Source organism: Castellaniella defragrans 65Phen (assembly GCF_000612685.1).
In the GTDB taxonomy this organism is placed as follows: Bacteria; Pseudomonadota; Gammaproteobacteria; order Burkholderiales; family Burkholderiaceae_B; genus Castellaniella; species Castellaniella defragrans.
Genome location: NZ_HG916765.1, coordinates 2,497,946 through 2,513,445, shown reverse-complemented (window position 1 = coordinate 2,513,445; position 15,500 = coordinate 2,497,946). Strand labels below are relative to the sequence as shown.

16 protein-coding genes and 1 tRNA gene are annotated in these 15,500 nt (G+C 67.9%); 7 read left to right on the top strand and 10 right to left on the bottom strand.

Translation table 11 applies throughout. From position 1 onward, the window contains the following. Positions 1–5 precede the first annotated feature (5 nt). Positions 6–1,427 carry an aminotransferase-like domain-containing protein gene (locus tag BN940_RS11205; protein ID WP_043683065.1) on the bottom strand — a complete coding sequence of 474 codons (1,422 nt, stop codon included), beginning with the start codon at positions 1,425–1,427 and terminating at the stop codon, positions 6–8. Positions 1,428–1,606: 179 nt separating this feature from the next. Here BN940_RS11205 and BN940_RS11200 point away from each other — a divergent pair, with 179 nt between their 5' ends. Genes BN940_RS11200 through BN940_RS11190 form a run of 4 tightly spaced genes read left to right on the top strand, consistent with a single transcriptional unit; the run spans position 1,607 to position 4,102 of the window. After that, on the top strand, positions 1,607–2,332 hold the full coding sequence (locus tag BN940_RS11200; protein WP_242404190.1) for a LysE family translocator: 726 nt from the start codon (positions 1,607–1,609) through the stop codon (positions 2,330–2,332). A gap of 50 nt (positions 2,333–2,382) precedes the next feature. After that, positions 2,383–3,618: an MFS transporter gene (locus BN940_RS11195; protein ID WP_052355801.1), complete on the top strand. Its 1,236-nt coding sequence runs from the start codon at positions 2,383–2,385 to the stop codon at positions 3,616–3,618. Then, positions 3,615–3,758: a hypothetical protein gene (locus tag BN940_RS19265; RefSeq protein ID WP_158386285.1), complete on the top strand. Its 144-nt coding sequence runs from the start codon at positions 3,615–3,617 to the stop codon at positions 3,756–3,758. Before BN940_RS11195 ends, BN940_RS19265 begins: the two co-directional genes overlap by 4 nt. Positions 3,759–3,778: 20 nt before the next feature. Further along, positions 3,779–4,102, top strand: a complete 324-nt coding sequence (locus BN940_RS11190; RefSeq protein WP_148304950.1) for a hypothetical protein — start codon at positions 3,779–3,781, stop codon at positions 4,100–4,102. A 32-nt stretch (positions 4,103–4,134) separates the two neighbouring features. Here BN940_RS11190 and BN940_RS18590 read toward each other — a convergent pair whose 3' ends face one another. From BN940_RS18590 to BN940_RS11170, 4 genes are all read right to left on the bottom strand, one after another. After that, on the bottom strand, positions 4,135–5,724 hold the full coding sequence (locus BN940_RS18590) for an HVO_A0114 family putative DNA-binding protein (RefSeq protein WP_158386283.1): 1,590 nt from the start codon (positions 5,722–5,724) through the stop codon (positions 4,135–4,137). Continuing rightward, entirely contained in the window at positions 5,717–6,094 is a 378-nt protein-coding gene (locus tag BN940_RS11180) for a toxin-antitoxin system TumE family protein (RefSeq protein WP_043683058.1), read from the bottom strand. Before BN940_RS11180 ends, BN940_RS18590 begins: the two co-directional genes overlap by 8 nt. A gap of 233 nt (positions 6,095–6,327) precedes the next feature. After that, positions 6,328–6,403: transfer RNA gene (locus tag BN940_RS11175), tRNA-Ala, on the bottom strand. 67 nt (positions 6,404–6,470) lie between these two features. Further along, entirely contained in the window at positions 6,471–7,058 is a 588-nt protein-coding gene (locus BN940_RS11170; RefSeq protein WP_043683055.1) for a peroxidase-related enzyme, read from the bottom strand. Between the two features lie 150 nt (positions 7,059–7,208). On the opposite strand from BN940_RS11170, the gene BN940_RS11165 reads away from it, so the two are divergent. Continuing rightward, entirely contained in the window at positions 7,209–8,432 is a 1,224-nt protein-coding gene (locus tag BN940_RS11165; RefSeq protein ID WP_043683053.1) for an alpha/beta hydrolase family protein, read from the top strand. A gap of 130 nt (positions 8,433–8,562) precedes the next feature. Further along, positions 8,563–9,906: an argininosuccinate synthase gene (argG, locus tag BN940_RS11160; RefSeq protein WP_043683050.1), complete on the top strand. Its 1,344-nt coding sequence runs from the start codon at positions 8,563–8,565 to the stop codon at positions 9,904–9,906. A 107-nt stretch (positions 9,907–10,013) separates the two neighbouring features. Here the strand turns inward: argG and ada are convergent, their stop codons facing one another. From ada to BN940_RS11145, 3 genes are all read right to left on the bottom strand, one after another. Further along, positions 10,014–10,964 carry a bifunctional DNA-binding transcriptional regulator/O6-methylguanine-DNA methyltransferase Ada gene (ada, locus tag BN940_RS11155; protein WP_084330651.1) on the bottom strand — a complete coding sequence of 317 codons (951 nt, stop codon included), beginning with the start codon at positions 10,962–10,964 and terminating at the stop codon, positions 10,014–10,016. 127 nt (positions 10,965–11,091) lie between these two features. Continuing rightward, positions 11,092–11,742 carry a DNA oxidative demethylase AlkB gene (gene alkB / locus BN940_RS11150; protein ID WP_043683047.1) on the bottom strand — a complete coding sequence of 217 codons (651 nt, stop codon included), beginning with the start codon at positions 11,740–11,742 and terminating at the stop codon, positions 11,092–11,094. 201 nt (positions 11,743–11,943) lie between these two features. Then, positions 11,944–12,279 (bottom strand): DUF3579 domain-containing protein, encoded by a 336-nt coding sequence (locus BN940_RS11145; protein ID WP_052355800.1) that lies wholly within the window; start codon positions 12,277–12,279, stop codon positions 11,944–11,946. A gap of 187 nt (positions 12,280–12,466) precedes the next feature. Between BN940_RS11145 and argF the strand changes: the two genes are divergently transcribed. After that, the gene (argF, locus tag BN940_RS11140; RefSeq protein ID WP_043683044.1) at positions 12,467–13,405 is read left to right on the top strand and encodes an ornithine carbamoyltransferase; all 939 of its coding nucleotides are present in this window, start codon (positions 12,467–12,469) and stop codon (positions 13,403–13,405) included. A 227-nt stretch (positions 13,406–13,632) separates the two neighbouring features. Here the strand turns inward: argF and rpsT are convergent, their stop codons facing one another. Then, the gene (gene rpsT, locus BN940_RS11135; RefSeq protein WP_043683041.1) at positions 13,633–13,896 is read right to left on the bottom strand and encodes a 30S ribosomal protein S20; all 264 of its coding nucleotides are present in this window, start codon (positions 13,894–13,896) and stop codon (positions 13,633–13,635) included. Positions 13,897–13,942: 46 nt separating this feature from the next. Then, complete coding sequence (murJ, locus tag BN940_RS11130) at positions 13,943–15,499, bottom strand: murein biosynthesis integral membrane protein MurJ (RefSeq protein ID WP_043683038.1); 1,557 nt, start codon at positions 15,497–15,499, stop codon at positions 13,943–13,945. Position 15,500 lies beyond the last annotated feature (1 nt).

Sequence of the window (15,500 nt, the reverse complement as noted above, 5' to 3'; positions counted from 1 at the left end):
GGGCCTCAGTGGTGCGTGCGGAGCATTTCGCCGATGGCCTCGCCGATCCTGCGGACCGCCCATTCGGTGCGCGGGGTGAAGACCGAGGCGTGGCTCAGGCGCATGCAGTTGCGGTATTTGCCGGCTGCCGAGAAGATGTTGCCGTGCGCGATGACGATGCCGTTTTCCCTCAGCATGGGATCGAGCGCGTGCGTGTCGAACGATTCCGGCAATTCGATCCACAGGGTGAAGCCGCCCTGCGGATGACTGATGCGCGTTCCTGCGGGAAAATGGCGCTGCACCCAGTCGGTCATGACGTCGCGCTGGCGCTGGTACTGGCGCCGCATCCGGCGCAGGTGCGCCGGGTAGTGCCCCTTGCGCAGGAACTCGGCGACGGCGATCTGCGGCAGGGGCGCGGTCGGGCCGGAACTGGTGTACTTCATGCGCAGCACCTTGTCGAAATAGCGTCCCGGCGCGATCCAGCCCACCCGCAGCCCGGGCGCCAGGGTCTTGGAAAACGAGCTGCACAGCAGGACCCGGCCGTCCTCGTCGAGCGCCTTCAGGGCGTGGGGCCGGGGCCAGCCATAGACCAGGTCGCCGTAGATGTCGTCTTCGATGATGGGGACGTCGAAGCGCTGGGCCAGGCGAATCAGGCCCAGCCGGCGGTGTTCCGGCATGGTGTAGCCCAGGGGGTTGCTGGCGTTGGGGATCACCTGGATGGCCTTGACGGGCCAGCGTTCCAGCGCGAGTTCGAGGGCCTCCAGGCTGATGCCCCGGACCGGGTCCGAAGGAATCTCGAAGGCCTGGACGCCGGCTTCCTTCAGGATCTGCATCATGCCGTGGTAGCTGGGGGATGCGACGGCCACGATGTCGCCCGGCGCGCACAGGGCCCGGACCGCGCACGACAGCGCCTCCTGGCAGCCGGTCGTGACGATCAGCGCGTCGGGCGCGGCCCGGTAGCCCGCGTCCACGGCCAGCCGGGACAGCTGTTCCCGCAGGGCGGGGACCCCCTGCATGTCGTTGTAGTGCAGGCTGGCGATGCCGGCATGGCGGCTTTCCCGCGCGAGCGCCGCCTGCAGGGGCCGCAGGCTGGGGCTTTCCACGTCCGGCATGCCCCGGCCCAGCTGGATCGTCTTCCCCTCGCGCTCCAGGTCGAGCAGATCCTGGACCTGCCCCCAGTCCGACACGTCGATCGGCCGCAGGTTGGGCTTGCCCATGCTGGGCAGTCCGGGCGCCGGGCGGGCCGTCGGCACGTACCAGCCCGAACGGGGCCGCGCTTGCGCCAGGCCGGACATTTCCAGCCAGCGGTAGGCCTGCTGGACGGTCGTCAGGCTGACGCCGTGCTCGGTGCTCAGGGCGCGTACGGAGGGCAGGCGGCTGCCGGCTTCGTACAGACCCTGTTCGATGCGGCTGCCCAGGGTATCGGCAAGGTCGAGATAACGGCTCATTGGACTGTCTTCATGCGGTGCGCTCCGGTATCGGCGCCGGGGGCGGCCCGGCGGGCCCATCGATCGCGGGGACGGTGCGATGGGGTCTCGCAGGACCGCCTGTCACTGTAGGGTCGATCCGGTACGGGGAAAAGATACAGATCCAGGAATTTTTTGAAATTCAGCGGATTCATTATCCCGTGTGTATCGAAAAAACTCATGATGACTGTGTATTCAATACACAGGCGCCATCCGTGAAGATGTTCTGCCGGCCCGTGGGGGCCGGACCGCCCGCAGAACAGAACGTGATCATGCTGCCTTCCTCCGACCTGCTCCTGGCCTTTTCCCTGTTCGCCCTGATCTCCTCCATCACGCCGGGGCCGAACAACACCATGCTGCTGGCTTCCGGCGCCGTCTTCGGGTTTCGCCGGACCTTGCCGCACATGCTGGGCGTGACGGGCGGCTTCTTCCTGATGGTGCTGTCCATCGGCCTGGGCTTCGGCGCATTGTTCAGGACCTTTCCCGGCCTGCATGGCTGGCTGCGCCATCTGGGGGCGGCCTACCTGGTCTATCTCGCCTGGAGGATCGCAAGCGCGTCGTCCGCCGCACCCGGCGAGGGCCGCCGCGGCGCCGGCGCGCCGCTCGGCTTTCTCGGCGCGGCCGCCTTCCAGTGGGTCAATCCGAAAGCCTGGACCATGGCCGTTGCCGCCGTCAGCACCTATATGCCGCAGCAAGGCCATCTGGCGAACGTGTTCGTCATCGCCGCGCTGTTCGCCGCCATCAACCTGCCGTGCGTCGGCCTCTGGGCCGGCTGCGGCAGCCTGATCCGCCGCGTGCTCGACGATCCGTCGCGGCAGCGCGGATTCAACCGGGCGATGGCGGTCCTGCTGCTCGCTTCCCTGTACCCGATGCTGGGCCAGGCCTGACGCGCCGCAGGACGGACCGCCCACGCATTTCGATCCCATGGAGCCTTCTAATGAACGCCAACGCTTCCCCGACCGCCGCATCCCGCTGGGCGATCGTCATTTCCGGCGGCGTCCTCATGGGCCTGTCCCTGGGGATCAGGCATACGCAGGGCCTGTTCATGCAGCCGGTGACGTCCAGCCATGGCTGGCCCCTGGAAACGTTCGGCCTGGCCCTGGCTGTGCAGAACCTCGTCTGGGGCCTGGCGCAGCCCGTGACCGGCCTGGTGGCCGACCGCTACGGTTCCGGCAGGGTGCTGTGCCTCGGGATCCTGGCGTATGGCCTGGGCCTGTATCTGATGGCCCAAGCCGGGGGACCCGCCGGCTTCATCGCCAGCCACGGCGTGTTAATCGGCATCGCTCTGTCGGGTACGGCCTTCGGCACCGTCTACGGCGCCTTGTCCCGCATTTTCGAGCCGCGGCGGCGCGGCTGGGCATTGGCCGTCGCCGGCGCCATCGGCGGCCTGGGGCAGTTCTGCCTGGTGCCCTTCGTTCAGCACCTGCTCGCCGGAGCGGGTTGGCAGAACGCCGCGACCGTCCTGGGCCTGCTGGTGCTGGCGAGCCTGCCGCTGGCCCTGCCGCTGCGTGCCCGTGTCCTGGAAAAGCAGGCGGGGCTTCCGGGCCGTCCGCCCGGCGCTTCCGTTCGGGACGCCTTGCGCCGCCGGGGCTTCTGGCTGCTGAACCTGGGGTTCTTCGCCTGCGGTTTCCAACTGGCCTTCATTGCGGCCTATCTGCCCGCCTACCTGCTGCAGCATGGGCTGGGCCTGGAGCAGGCCGGCACGGCCCTGGCCCTGATCGCGCTGGCGAACATCTTCGGCACCTATGCCTGCAGCCGATCGGCCGGGCTCTGGCGCATCAAGCACCTGCTGGCGGGCCTGTACGCGGTCAGGGTGGCGGCCATGCTGCTGTTCCTGTCGATGCCGGTCACGGCGGCGAGCGCCTATGCCTTCGCCCTGGTCATGGGGTTCCTGTGGCTGGGCACCGCGCCGATGACCAACGAGCTGGTGCTGCGGATGTTCGGCCTGCGCTACGTCGCGACCCTGTTCGGCATCGTCTTCCTCGGCCATCAGGTCGGCGGCTTCTTCGGTGTGTGGCTGGGGGCGTGGGTTTACGACCGCACGCATTCCTACGAATGGCTCTGGATCGGCGCGATCGCCATCGGATGCGTGGCCGCCGCCGCGCATTGGCTGATCGACGACACCCCTCTGGCGGCGTCGGACGGGCCGGGGCTGCGCCTGGTGCGGCCATGAGCAGGGCGTCGTGGCCCGGCGTGCCCGGGCGCGTCCTGCTGGCCGGGGCGGGCGCCTGGGCGCTGGGCTGGCTGTTCCGCGCCTGGCTGGAGGCCGACGTGCTGTTCGCCTGGGCGAACGGCGCCTATGGATGCGGATGATGCGGATGATGGAGATGCGGATGATGAACGACGCTTTCGATACGGTGCGGGCGGTTTTCCGTGCGCAGCCCGTGGCGCCCCGGCTCCGGGGCATCCTTCCGTCCTTTCGGTGCCGGTTCGGCGATCGTTGGGGGTACCGATGCCGGTCCGGCGGCCGCCGGGCGCTGCGGCATCTGCTCGAGCTGGACGACTATCTGCTGGAGGACATGGGCCTGCCGCGCGACTGGTTCATCGCCGAGCGGCGCAGGCTGGGCATCCCCACCGGGTACCGGGACATGGGCGGCCGCCATCCGGCGCGCAGCGGCGTCCGCCCTGCGCAGGGGATGCGCGACGGCTTCTGGTGACGCGCTGCAATGCCCATCGCAATCCGCGCGAGTCAGGCGGGCGATGAAAACCTGCGAAAGCTGTTTTCATACTGATGCTGCACGACCGAGGTCTGGACGCCGAAATGGTCGGCGACCGTTGCGATTGGATGATCCTCCTCCTCCATCATCCGGACCACCGCATCCCTTGGCGCCATGAATTCGGCGGCAAAGGCGCGGCCCACTGCCTGGCGGTCGGTGTAGAGATCAGCCACGCAGGCTGCGCGGCTGCCGAAGGCAATGAAATCCCCCATGCCGCGTGCCAGGACAAAGGCGCTCGCGTGCGGCCCTTCGTCCTCTATGATGAGGGTGGGTACGTCGCCTTCCATGCTCTGGAACGCGCGCAGCGACCCTGGTGCCTTGGTACTGAGGCCGATCGTATCGATGGCGCCGAGTAGCCTCGACAGCCCTTCGATGCCGCCGACGGGCTGATCTTCGGCGAGATTCAACAGGGCGCGTGTTTCGCGTGCCAGGGCATAACCGTGCTGGTAAGGCCGTGTCGCGGTGTTTGGCTGTTTCGCGCAACGGGTGTGTAGCTGCCTGAGGACGGGCATCGCGTTGCGCCGTCGAAACACTTCAAGCTGCTGGCTCGTCCAAAGCCAGCCTTTATCCAACGCTTCGGAGAGAACCGCCGAACTGAAATCGAGGCGGGCGTCTTCTTCCGGGATGAGTTCCAGAAGCGCCCGGATCCGGGCGGCGCGGTCATCCCCGAGGTCGTAAGGTGTCATGCCGAGCGCGCCAGCGGTGCGGCAGAAAGCGCGTTCGGCGGGCTGGCCGCGCGAATCCTCGATTCGCCGCAGCAATGCGTGCAATGGACGCGCGCTCCGGCCCCTGGAAAGATGGTGGGTGGCGAGCGGGTGCAGAAATTCGTCGAGCAGAAGCTGCTCGAACGTGGAAACGGGAAAAGTCTGCGATTCGCGTTCAAGGTGCAGCGGGTCGTTGGTGCTGCTCCTGGCTTGGAGTTCGATGCGTGAGCCGGGGACTGTGGCGAGCAACGCATAGCTTCCGGCCGCATGATCCTCCAGTGAAAAATCCCACAGGCGAAACGGCGCGCCGCGCCGATAAAAAATGCGCCACCAATTTTCCAGCAACTGGCGTCCCAGCGCATCCAGATCTCCGGAAGTCCGGGCGGCGATCTCTTCTTTGTGTGAAGAAAACCGGAGTCGTGCCGTCAGACGGCCTTCGATCACATCATTGGAGAAGGCTTCATCTGTAGGGCGAGACTCGATCTCGACCGTCAAGAGCCTATCTGTTTTGGCATCGGGTGCGGTCGGCGCTTCGCTCGCTGGAAGCAGTCCAAGTTCACGTGCCTTGGATATGCCCATTTCGGTCATTCGTGGCACGGAGCGACGTCCGTCTGAAACGACCTCGATCAAACCGGCGGAGTGCAGGGCGGACAGAGTCCTGCTGACGTTGGGTTGTGCGCGTCCGGCGAGTTCTGCGAGTGCGCCGATGCTGGGGGGCGCATGGCGCGCGATGAGACCGAGCAATTCCCGATGTCCAGGTGTTCCGAGCACACGGACCCAGTCGTCATGCTTTGGCGCCGCCTGGACGCGGGCCAGCAGCCGATCGCGCATCGCGGAAGCCGAGATGACCTTACTCATGTTCATCGTCCGAAATAAAGTTCGCTGTGACGCCGTGCAGCGTGCAATAGCTATTGAGCATCTCGAAAAAGTCGGTAATCAATTGCGAGCCCGAAACGAAGTCATAGCGAAACCGCTGCCCGACACGACCGACCTTGTGTTCATGGTCCCAGCAATCCTCGGCCTGTGCATTGTCATAGGCGTGTGCATTGTCGAAACCGAAGATGCGGTTGCCGTGCTCGTCTTGCAGGATGAGCGCGTAGTCGATGCCGTGCGGCTGCTGGGGCGTGGCATCGACCCAATCCGCACGGATGACCACTTGCCAGCCGTTTTCCATTGGATACACGCCGGCCGTTTCGATCAGATTGGAGAGTTCGCCATATCCGAACATATATCATATCTCGATATGTATTGGTGGATGCAACATCATTTGTCGCATGCTGTGCGCAGGATTTCAAGCAGAACGGTACCGTTGCCCAACATGCAATTCCACGAAGCCCCACATGGCCATGGTGATGGGACGGGTATTTGGGAGGATCGTCATTGGTTTGCTCCCGATTCCGCTACCGTCCGAAAAGACGGACGAAAAAAAACCGCCTGAAAAATCAAGCGGTTTTGGTGTTCTGGTGGAGACGAGGAGGATCGAACTCCCGACCTTCGCATTGCGAACGCGACGCTCTCCCAGCTGAGCTACGTCCCCGAAAGACGTGCATTCTAGCACAGAAAATAACGGTGCGCGCTTTCGCTTTGCGCCGATGCGCTCGTGGCTAATGCGTCCCCTTGGGCAGCCGCCCCATCAGGTAGAACTCGTCGTTGGGACGCATGGACATGAAGTTCACCATCCGGTTGCTCAGGCCGAAGAAGGCGGCGATGGCGGCGATGTCCCAGATGTCCTCGTCGTCGAAGCCGTGGGGATACAGGGCCTGGTAGTCGGATTCGTCGATGTCCTGGGCGTCCAGCGAGACCTTCAGGGCGAAGTCCAGCATGGCCATTTCGCGGGGGCTCAGGTCGGCCTTGCGGTGGTTGATGGCAACCTGGTCGGCGATCAGCGGGTTGCGGGCGCGGATGCGCAGGATGGCGCCGTGGGCGATCACGCAATACTGGCAGTTGTTCGCCCCGGAGGTCGCCACCACGATCATTTCCCGCTCGGCGGGAGTCAGGCCGCCTTCCTTTTCCATCAGGGCGTCGTGATAGGCGAAGAAGGCGCGGAATTCGGCCGGGCGGTGGGCCAGGGCGAGGAACACGTTGGGGATGAAGCCGGCCTTTTCCTGGACGGCGAGGATGCGGTCGCGGATGTCCTCGGGCAGGGTGTCGATGTCGGGGATCGGAAAGCGGCTGATGGGAGGCGTGCTCATGCGCGGAGTCCTTGTGGGAATTGGCCGGGAGGGCGTCGAATTAAAGTAGCATACCGTCACATGCGGCGTCACAGCGGGGCGGCGGGGCACGGGCCGCGGCGGGGCGCGAAAACCAACGATCGGCAGGCCTGCGCGGCCGCGGGAGGAGACATGGTCGAAGCACTGGAGCGCGGACATACCCGGGTGCAGGGCTTCCGGGACCCTGAAATGGATCACCAGCTCATGCGCCAGCTGGGCTCGGTCCGGTACGGCGGCGCCTCGATCGGGGAATGCCTGGCGGCGGCGGCGCGGATCCGCGATGCCGATCCGGCCTCGTGGACCGAGGTCTTCGCCGAGGCCGGCCGGCGCCAGTCCGAGGATGCGGCGGTGCGCGCGCGCAACGGGCACGCGGTCAGCGCGCGGGACCAATACCTGGTGGCCTGCAACAGCTACCGCGCGGCGGAATACTACTGCCCGGTGGACGATCCCCGCCATCGGGAATACGGCCTGGCCAGCCGCCAGGCTTTCCTGTCGGCGATGCAGTGGGACGAGGCTTCCTGCGCCGAACTCTGGTTCTCGCATGACGGCCTGCGCCTGCCCGCCTACCACATCCGCGGCGCGCGCAGCGCCGGGGGGCGCGTGCTGATGATCGTCAGCGGATTCGACGGCACGCTCGAGGAATCCCATCTCGCCTACGGCCGGGCGGCGCTCGAGCGCGGCTACGATCTGCTGCTGTTCACCGGGCCGGGCCAGATGGACACCTGGCGCTTCAACGCGGCCAGCCATTTCGCGCCCGAATTCGAGGGGGTCGGCCGGCAGGCGGTGGACTACGTCCTCGCGCAGCCGGGCGTGGACCCGCGCCGCCTGGCCCTGATGGGCATCAGCTTCGGCGGGTATTTCGCCTCCCGCATCGCGGCGCACGAGCCGCGGATCCGGGCGCTGATCCCCAATTCGCCGATCACCGACCTGCACGCCTACATGGTCTCCTTTGCCGGGATCGACCCGGCGACGCTGCCCGAGTCGGACGATTTCGGCGTGGCCGACCTCGAGCACATCCCCGATGCGGTGATGAACGCCCAGACGCGCGCGATGTCACGCAACCTCATGCTGCGCTTCGGCCGGCCGACCTTCGTCCAGACCTATCGCCGCATCAAGGACTTCAGCTTGAGCGCGGACGAACTGGCCGCGATCCGCTGCCCGTCGCTCGCGCTGGTGGGCGATGGCGAGGGCGCCGAGCCCCTGCGGCAATGGCGGGCATTCCAGGACGGGGTCGGCGGGCCCTGCACGCCCCGGCTGTTCACCGCCCTGGAGGGCGCGGATGCGCATTGCCAGACCAGCAACCTGGCCTTTTCGGCGGCGGTGACCATGGATTGGCTCGACGAAACGCTGGGGTGAGGGCGCGCGGGCGGCGCATGCCGGGCCGGCGCGCAGCCCGGCCCGCCCCGGGCGCAGCGGCCGGGGCGGGCCGCCGCGGACGATATAATGCCGGATCGATTTCAATCTCAGGCTTCTCCGGACCCTTTCCATGAGCACAACCATTCTCGAAAACCTGCCGGTCGGGCAGAAGGTCGGCATCGCCTTTTCGGGCGGGCTGGACACCAGCGCCGCGCTGCTGTGGATGAAGAACAAGGGCGCGCTGCCCTACGCCTACACGGCCAATCTGGGGCAGCCCGACGAGCCGGATTACGACGAGATCCCCCGCAAGGCCCTGCGCTACGGCGCCCAGGGCGCGCGCCTGGTGGACTGCCGCGCGCAGCTGGTGGCCGAGGGCATCGCCGCCCTGCAATGCAGCGCCTTCCACATCTCCACCGGCGGGGTCACGTATTTCAACACCACGCCCATCGGCCGCGCGGTGACGGGCACCATGCTGGTGTCGGCCATGCGCGAGGACGACGTCCACATCTGGGGCGACGGCAGCACGTTCAAGGGCAACGACATCGAGCGTTTCTACCGCTACGGCCTGCTGACCAATCCGGACCTGAAGATCTACAAGCCCTGGCTGGACCAGCAGTTCATCGACGAACTCGGCGGCCGTGCCGAGATGTCGCAGTACATGCAGGAAAACGGCTTCGACTACAAGATGTCGGCGGAAAAGGCCTATTCCACGGACTCCAACATGCTCGGCGCCACGCACGAGGCCAAGGACCTGGAGCGCCTGGATTCCGGCATCCGCATCGTCCAGCCCATCATGGGCGTGGCGTTCTGGAAGCAGGATGTCGAGGTCAAGGCCGAGGAAGTCACGGTGCGCTTCGAGCAGGGCCAGCCCGTGGCCCTGAACGGCGTGGAATATTCCGATCCGGTCGAACTGATGCTGGAGGCCAACCGCATCGGCGGACGCCACGGCCTGGGCATGAGCGACCAGATCGAGAACCGCATCATCGAGGCCAAGAGCCGCGGCATCTACGAAGCCCCGGGCATGGCGCTGCTGCACGCCGCCTACGAGCGCCTGGTCACCGGCATCCACAACGAGGACACGATCGAGCAGTACCGCATCAACGGCCTGCGCCTGGGCCGCCTGTTGTACCAGGGCCGCTGGTTCGATCCCCAGGCCATCATGCTGCGCGAAACCGCGCAGCGCTGGGTGGCGCGCGCCATCACCGGCGAGGTCGCCCTGGAACTGCGCCGCGGCAACGACTACTCCATCCTGGACACGCGCTCGCCCAACCTGACCTACCACCCGGATCGCCTGACGATGGAAAAGGGCGAGTCCATGTTCTCGCCGCTGGACCGCATCGGCCAGCTGACGATGCGCAACCTCGACATCGTGGACACGCGCGCCAAGCTGTTCACCTACACCCAGGCCGGCCTGCTGACCAAGAGCGGCCAGTCGGACATCCCCCAGCTCAAGCAGGACACGCCGGCGAAGTGATCCGGACGCGGCGCGCGGGGTGCTTCCCGCCCGCCGCGGAACGCGGGATGCGCGCTGCGCAACGCGGGATAGGTGACGCGGGGCTCCCTTCGGGGAGCCCCGTTCGTTTATTGCGGGCTGTCTTGCCGGATTTTCCCGGGCTGTTTCCCGTCTTCCTCGCGCCGCAGCAGTTCGCGCTTGCGCGCCACGCCCCAGCGGTAGCCCGGCACGTCGCCGTCGCGCCGCACCACGCGGTGGCAGGGGATGGCGACGGCCAGGGGATTGGCGCCGCAGGCCCGCGCCACGGCCCGCGCCGCCCTGGGCGCGCCGATGCGCGCGGCGATCTCGGCGTAGCTGGCGGTGGCGCCCGCCGGGATCTCGCGCAGCGCCTGCCAGACCCGCTGCTGGAAAGCGGTGCCGCGCACGTCCAGCGGCAGGTCCAGCCCCACGGCGGGCGCCTCGACGAAGCCCACCACCTGGGCGACCAGCCGCTCGAAGCCGGGGTCTCCGCCGATCAGCTCGGCCCGGGGGAACTGGTCCTGCAAGTCCCGCACCAGCTGGTCCGGGTCGTCGCCCAGCAGGATGGCGCACAGGCCGATCCGGCTTTGCGCGACCAGGATGGCGCCCAGTGCGCACTGGCCGACCGCGAAGCGGATCACGGCGCCGGCGCCCCCGGCGCGGTAGTCCCGCGCGCGCATGCCCAGCATCCGCCCGGCGTTCTCGTAATAGCGGCTGCTGGAGTTGAAGCCGGCATCGTAGATCGCATCCGTGACCGAACCGCCGGCCGCGTCCAGCGCCTCGCGCAGGCGGCGCGCACGAAACGCGGCGGCGTAGGCTTTCGGGGTCAGGCCCGTGGCGGCCTTGAAGACGCGATGGAAGTGCCAGGGGCTCAGGCCCGCCTGCGCGGCCAGCTCGTCCAGCGACGGGGGCGTGGCGGCCGATTCGATGGCGCGGCAGGCCCGCGCCGCCACGGCGGCATGGCGGGCCTGCGCGGTGGCGCGGGGCGTAGGGGCGTGCGGGTCCTGCCGGCGCGCGTCGTCGGCGCCGGACTCGTCCGGGGCGAGGAAAGAGGTATTCATGGCGTCGTCCTGGTGTGTCGCAATGCCTGTCAGCTTAGACGGGATGCGCGGCGCGGGCACTCCGTTTCTTGCGGTGGCGGGGCCGTCGGCGGGCCGCGTCGTTCCTGCGGGGGGCCGGAGCGCGGCTTCACCCCGCCTGGCGGAAGGTCAGGTTGATGCGTCGGGCGCCCATCAGGGGATGGGGCTGGGCGCCCAGCGGCAGGATTCCATGGTAGCGCAGCCGGTCCGCGCCGCCCCAGACGGCGACGTCGCCATGGTGGAGCGGCACCCGGGCCGCCTTGTCCGCGCGCGCATGGCCGCCGAACAGGAAGACGGCGCTCATGCCCAGGGACACCGAGACGATGGGCGCGTCGAAGTCGCGCTCGTTCTTGTCCTGGTGCAGCGACATCCGGGCGCCGGGCAGGTAGCGGTTGATCAGGCAGGCGTCCGGCGCGAAGCCCTCGAATCCGGCCGCGGCGGCGGCTTCGCGCGCCAGGCGGACGAAGACCTCGGGCATGGGCGGCCAGGGGCGGCCGCTGTCGGGGTCCAGGGAGCTGTAGCGGTAGCCGCGCCGGTCGCTCGTCCAGCCGAGCGCGCCGCAGCTGCTCAGGGCGGCGGACATGGTGAAGCCGCCCGGCGTCTTCATCTGGCGAAAGGGCGCCTCGGCCTCGATATCGGCCAGGGCCGCCAGCAGCGCATCGACGCGGGGCAGGGCGTAGCCGCGCAGCACCCAGGCCTGCGGCCCCAGGCGCGTGCGCCGTCCGGGGTCGAGATCGCCGAACAGATCCAGGGTCGTCATGAGATGATTTTGGCACAGCCGCAGGGGAATGGAGCTCGCGGCGCGGAACGGAACCCAGGACTTGGGAACCAGGACTCGGAATCCAGGGCTCGGAACCGGGATTCGGGACTCAGGACTCGGAGCGCGGAACCCCCGACTCGGGGATCCGGAGCCGCCGGGTCCACGCCGCCGCGCCGCGCGGCGGGCCGCCCGCCCGGCGCTTCAGGCGGCCGACGAGGCCGGCGGCACGGCGTCCGCGTCCTCGTTGCGCGCGGCCGTGTCGGTGGTCTGTAGCCGGTTGCTGTGGGCGAAGTCGCAGGCGAATTTCCAGGCCAGCGGTTCCAGCTGGCGCAGGCGGTGGTCGATCATCACGCAGGGCAGGCCGTTCAGCGTGCGCGGCATGGCGTAGGGGGAATAGGACAGGGGGTTGGCGATGGAACCGGCCGGCCGGAACTGGGACAGGACCCCCGCCAGGCGCTCGGCCCAGTCGCTGGGCCGAAACCGCTGGCCCTCCAGGGTCTTGCCATGGATGATCAAATGCTGGACAGGGTCGCTCATGTGGTGATTCCAAAGACGGGACTCGTCCTGTGCGGCGCGCGGTTCGCTGGTGCGGCGGGCCGGGCGGCATGCGAGGTCAAGGACGGGTGTCATCCCCTTCGCCGCGCATTGTATCCGATCGGGGAGCCCAGGGTTTTGCACGCGCCCCGGGCGCACGGTAATATGGCCGTTTTACTCAGGGTTTGACATGTCTGCCGCCAATCCGACCGGGCCTTTGCGTCATTTTCTGCAGTTGCGCGATTTTTCCGAGGACGAGATCCTCTACGTCATCGACCGGGCGCGCCTCATCAAGGACAAGTTCAAACGCTATCTGCCGCACCACACCCTGCACGACCGCAACCTGGCGATGGTGTTCGAGAAGGCCAGCACCCGCACCCGGGTGTCGTTCGAGGCGGGCATGTACCAGCTGGGCGGCTCGGTCATCTACCTGACCACCGAAGGCTCCCAGCTCGGCCGCGCCGAGCCCATCGAGGATACCGCCCGCGTGGTGTCGCGCATGGTGGACCTGGTGATGATCCGCACCTTCGAACAGACGCGCATCGAACGCTTCGCCGCCCATTCGCGGGTGCCGGTCATCAACGGCCTGACCAACGAATACCACCCCTGCCAGATCCTGGCCGACATCCTGACCTTCATCGAGCATCGCGGCCCGATCCGCGGCCGGACGGTCGCCTGGATCGGCGACGCCAACAACATGTCCTACACCTGGCTGCAGGCGGCCGAGCTGCTGGGCTTCACGCTGCACGTGTCGGCGCCGGCCGGCTACCGCCTGGATCCGCTGCGCGTGGGCGGCCAGCCGGAAACCATCCTGCGCGAATTCGACGATCCGCTGGAAGCCTGCAAGGGCGCCGACCTGGTCACCACGGACGTCTGGACCAGCATGGGCTACGAAGCCGAGAACGAGGCCCGGCGCCTGGCCTTCGCCGACTGGTGCGTGGACGCCCGCATGATGGCGGCCGCCAACCCCGACGCGCTGTTCATGCATTGCCTGCCGGCGCACCGCGGCGAGGAAGTCACCGGCGAGGTCATCGACGGCCCGCAGAGCGTGGTCTGGGACGAGGCGGAAAATCGCCTGCATGTGCAGAAGGCGCTGATGGAGTTCCTGCTGCTGGGGAGATTGGAATGAGACGGGACTGAGCATGGTCCCTGCGGACCATGCTCAGCCTGTCGAATCCGAGCGCCTTGCAAGGCGCGAGGTGGAGGGATGCCACGGCTGGAGACAGGCCCGTGCCTGTCGAATCCGGGTGCCTTGTCTGACAAACTCATGCATCCCAGCCTCCCGATGCCTGCATCGTGCAAAGCAAAAAGGACGCCGAAGCGTCCTTTTTCTTGCGCAAGCCCCCGGGGCTTGGATCAGGCCAGGGCCTTGATCGCGGCCGACAGGCGGCTCTTGTGGCGGGCGGCCTTGTTCTTGTGAATGATCTGCTTGTCGGCCACGCGGTCGATGACGCTGCTGGCCTTGCGGAAGACTTCGTTGGCGGCGGCTTGGTCGCCCGCTTCGATGGCCTGGCGCACGCGCTTGATTGCGGTGCGCAGCATCGAGCGCATGCTGGCGTTGTGTTTGTTGTGAGCGACGGCCTGGCGGGCGCGCTTGCGGGCTTGAGCGGAATTGGCCATAAAGGTTATCTGTATTCGGGGTTGCGTCAAAGACAGCGATTCTAGCCTATGCACGCCGGCGTGTAAAGTCTCTGGGGCGAAAACCGAATAAAAACAAGGCGCTGAAATAGGCCAGGACGGCCAGGGCCAGGACCGCCGCCAGCCAGGCCGCGCGGATGCCCGGATGAGCGGCCAGGGCGATCCAGTCCAGGTAGCGGTCGGCGGCCAGCAGCACGGCGGCCAGGGCGGCCAGGGCCGGCAGCAGGCGCAGGCAGAAGCCGGACCAGCCGGCCAGGGGGGCGTACAGCCCGCGGCGGCGCAGCAGGACCACCAGGGTCAGGGCGTTGGCGCTGGCGCCCAGGCCGATGGACAGGGCGAGCCCGGCATGGGCCAGCCAGGGTACCAGGATCAGGTTCATCAGCTGGGTGAACACCAGCACCGCGATGGCGATGCGCACCGGGGTGCGGATGTCCTGCTTGGCGTAGAAGCCGGGCGCCAGGATCTTGATGGCCAGCAGGCCGAGCAGACCGACCGCGTAGGCCATCACGGCCAGCCGGGTCTGGGCCACGTCGGCGGCGGAAAAGGCGCCGTAGTTGAACAGGACGGCGACCAGCCCGTCGGACAGCAGGGCCATGCCCAGCGCGGCGGGCAGGCCCAGCAGCAGCACCAGCCGCAGGCCCCAGTCCAGCAGGGCGTTGTAGGCGGCGTGGTCCTCGCGGGCATGGGCGGCCGACAGGCTGGGCAGCAGCACCGTGCCCAGGGCCACGCCCAGCAGGGCGGTCGGGAATTCCATCAGCCGGTCGGCGAAGGACAGCCAGGTGACGCTGCCGGGGGCGAGCCAGGTGGCGATGTTGGTATTGATCAGCAGGGACAGCTGGGCGACCGACACCCCCAGGGTGGCCGGCAGCATCTGCCGCAGGATGCGGCGCACCAGCGGGTCGCGCCACGCCGCCCGCAGGCCGTGGCCCCAGCGCGGCAGCAGCCCCAGGCGCCCCAGGGCGACCCACTGCACCGCAAGCTGCAGCGCGCCGCCGATCATCACGCCCACCGCCAGGGCGTGGATGGGCTGCGCCATGTGCCCGGCCAGCAGCAGGCTGGCTCCGATCATCGACAGGTTCAGCAGGACCGGGGTGAAGGCCGGGACGGCGAAGCGGCTGAAGGTGTTGAGCACGCCCGAGGCGAAGGCCACCAGCGACATGCAGAGGATGTAGGGGAACATCACCCGGGTCATCCACACGGCTTCGCCGAATTCGTGGGCGCGGGCGGGGTCGCGCATGCCGCTGGCCATGGCCGTGACGACCCAGGCGGCTCCCAGCATGCCGACGAGCGTCACGCCGCACAGGGCGACGAACAGCAGCAGGGCCACCCGGTCCAGCAGGCGGCGCAGGGATTCGTGGTCGCCGCGCTGCCGGACTTCGCCCAGGATGGGCACGAAGGCCTGGGAAAAGGCGCCCTCGGCGAACAGGCGGCGCAGCAGGTTGGGGATGCGGAAGGCGACCCAGAACGCGTCCGTGAGCGGCCCGGCGCCGAACATGCCCGCGATGAGCACGTCGCGCAGCATGCCGGTGACGCGGGAAAACAGGGTCAGGCCGCTGATGGTGGCGGCCGAACGGAGAAGGCTCAAA

Excerpts from the sequence above, each read along its gene's own strand:
- alkB (WP_043683047.1), bottom strand. The coding sequence starts at position 11,742 with ATGACGACCCTGGATCTGTTCGGCGATCTCGACCCCGGACGGCGCACG.
- BN940_RS11190 (WP_148304950.1), top strand. The coding sequence starts at position 3,779 with ATGATGAACGACGCTTTCGATACGGTGCGGGCGGTTTTCCGTGCGCAG.
- BN940_RS11195 (WP_052355801.1), top strand. The coding sequence starts at position 2,383 with ATGAACGCCAACGCTTCCCCGACCGCCGCATCCCGCTGGGCGATCGTC.
- rpsT (WP_043683041.1), bottom strand. The coding sequence starts at position 13,896 with ATGGCCAATTCCGCTCAAGCCCGCAAGCGCGCCCGCCAGGCCGTCGCT.
- BN940_RS11170 (WP_043683055.1), bottom strand. The coding sequence starts at position 7,058 with ATGAGCACGCCTCCCATCAGCCGCTTTCCGATCCCCGACATCGACACC.
- BN940_RS11165 (WP_043683053.1), top strand. The coding sequence starts at position 7,209 with ATGGTCGAAGCACTGGAGCGCGGACATACCCGGGTGCAGGGCTTCCGG.
- BN940_RS11180 (WP_043683058.1), bottom strand. The coding sequence starts at position 6,094 with ATGTTCGGATATGGCGAACTCTCCAATCTGATCGAAACGGCCGGCGTG.
- BN940_RS11205 (WP_043683065.1), bottom strand. The coding sequence starts at position 1,427 with ATGAGCCGTTATCTCGACCTTGCCGATACCCTGGGCAGCCGCATCGAA.
- BN940_RS19265 (WP_158386285.1), top strand. The coding sequence starts at position 3,615 with ATGAGCAGGGCGTCGTGGCCCGGCGTGCCCGGGCGCGTCCTGCTGGCC.
- BN940_RS11145 (WP_052355800.1), bottom strand. The coding sequence starts at position 12,279 with ATGAGCGACCCTGTCCAGCATTTGATCATCCATGGCAAGACCCTGGAG.
- argF (WP_043683044.1), top strand. The coding sequence starts at position 12,467 with ATGTCTGCCGCCAATCCGACCGGGCCTTTGCGTCATTTTCTGCAGTTG.
- BN940_RS18590 (WP_158386283.1), bottom strand. The coding sequence starts at position 5,724 with ATGAGTAAGGTCATCTCGGCTTCCGCGATGCGCGATCGGCTGCTGGCC.
- ada (WP_084330651.1), bottom strand. The coding sequence starts at position 10,964 with ATGAATACCTCTTTCCTCGCCCCGGACGAGTCCGGCGCCGACGACGCG.
- argG (WP_043683050.1), top strand. The coding sequence starts at position 8,563 with ATGAGCACAACCATTCTCGAAAACCTGCCGGTCGGGCAGAAGGTCGGC.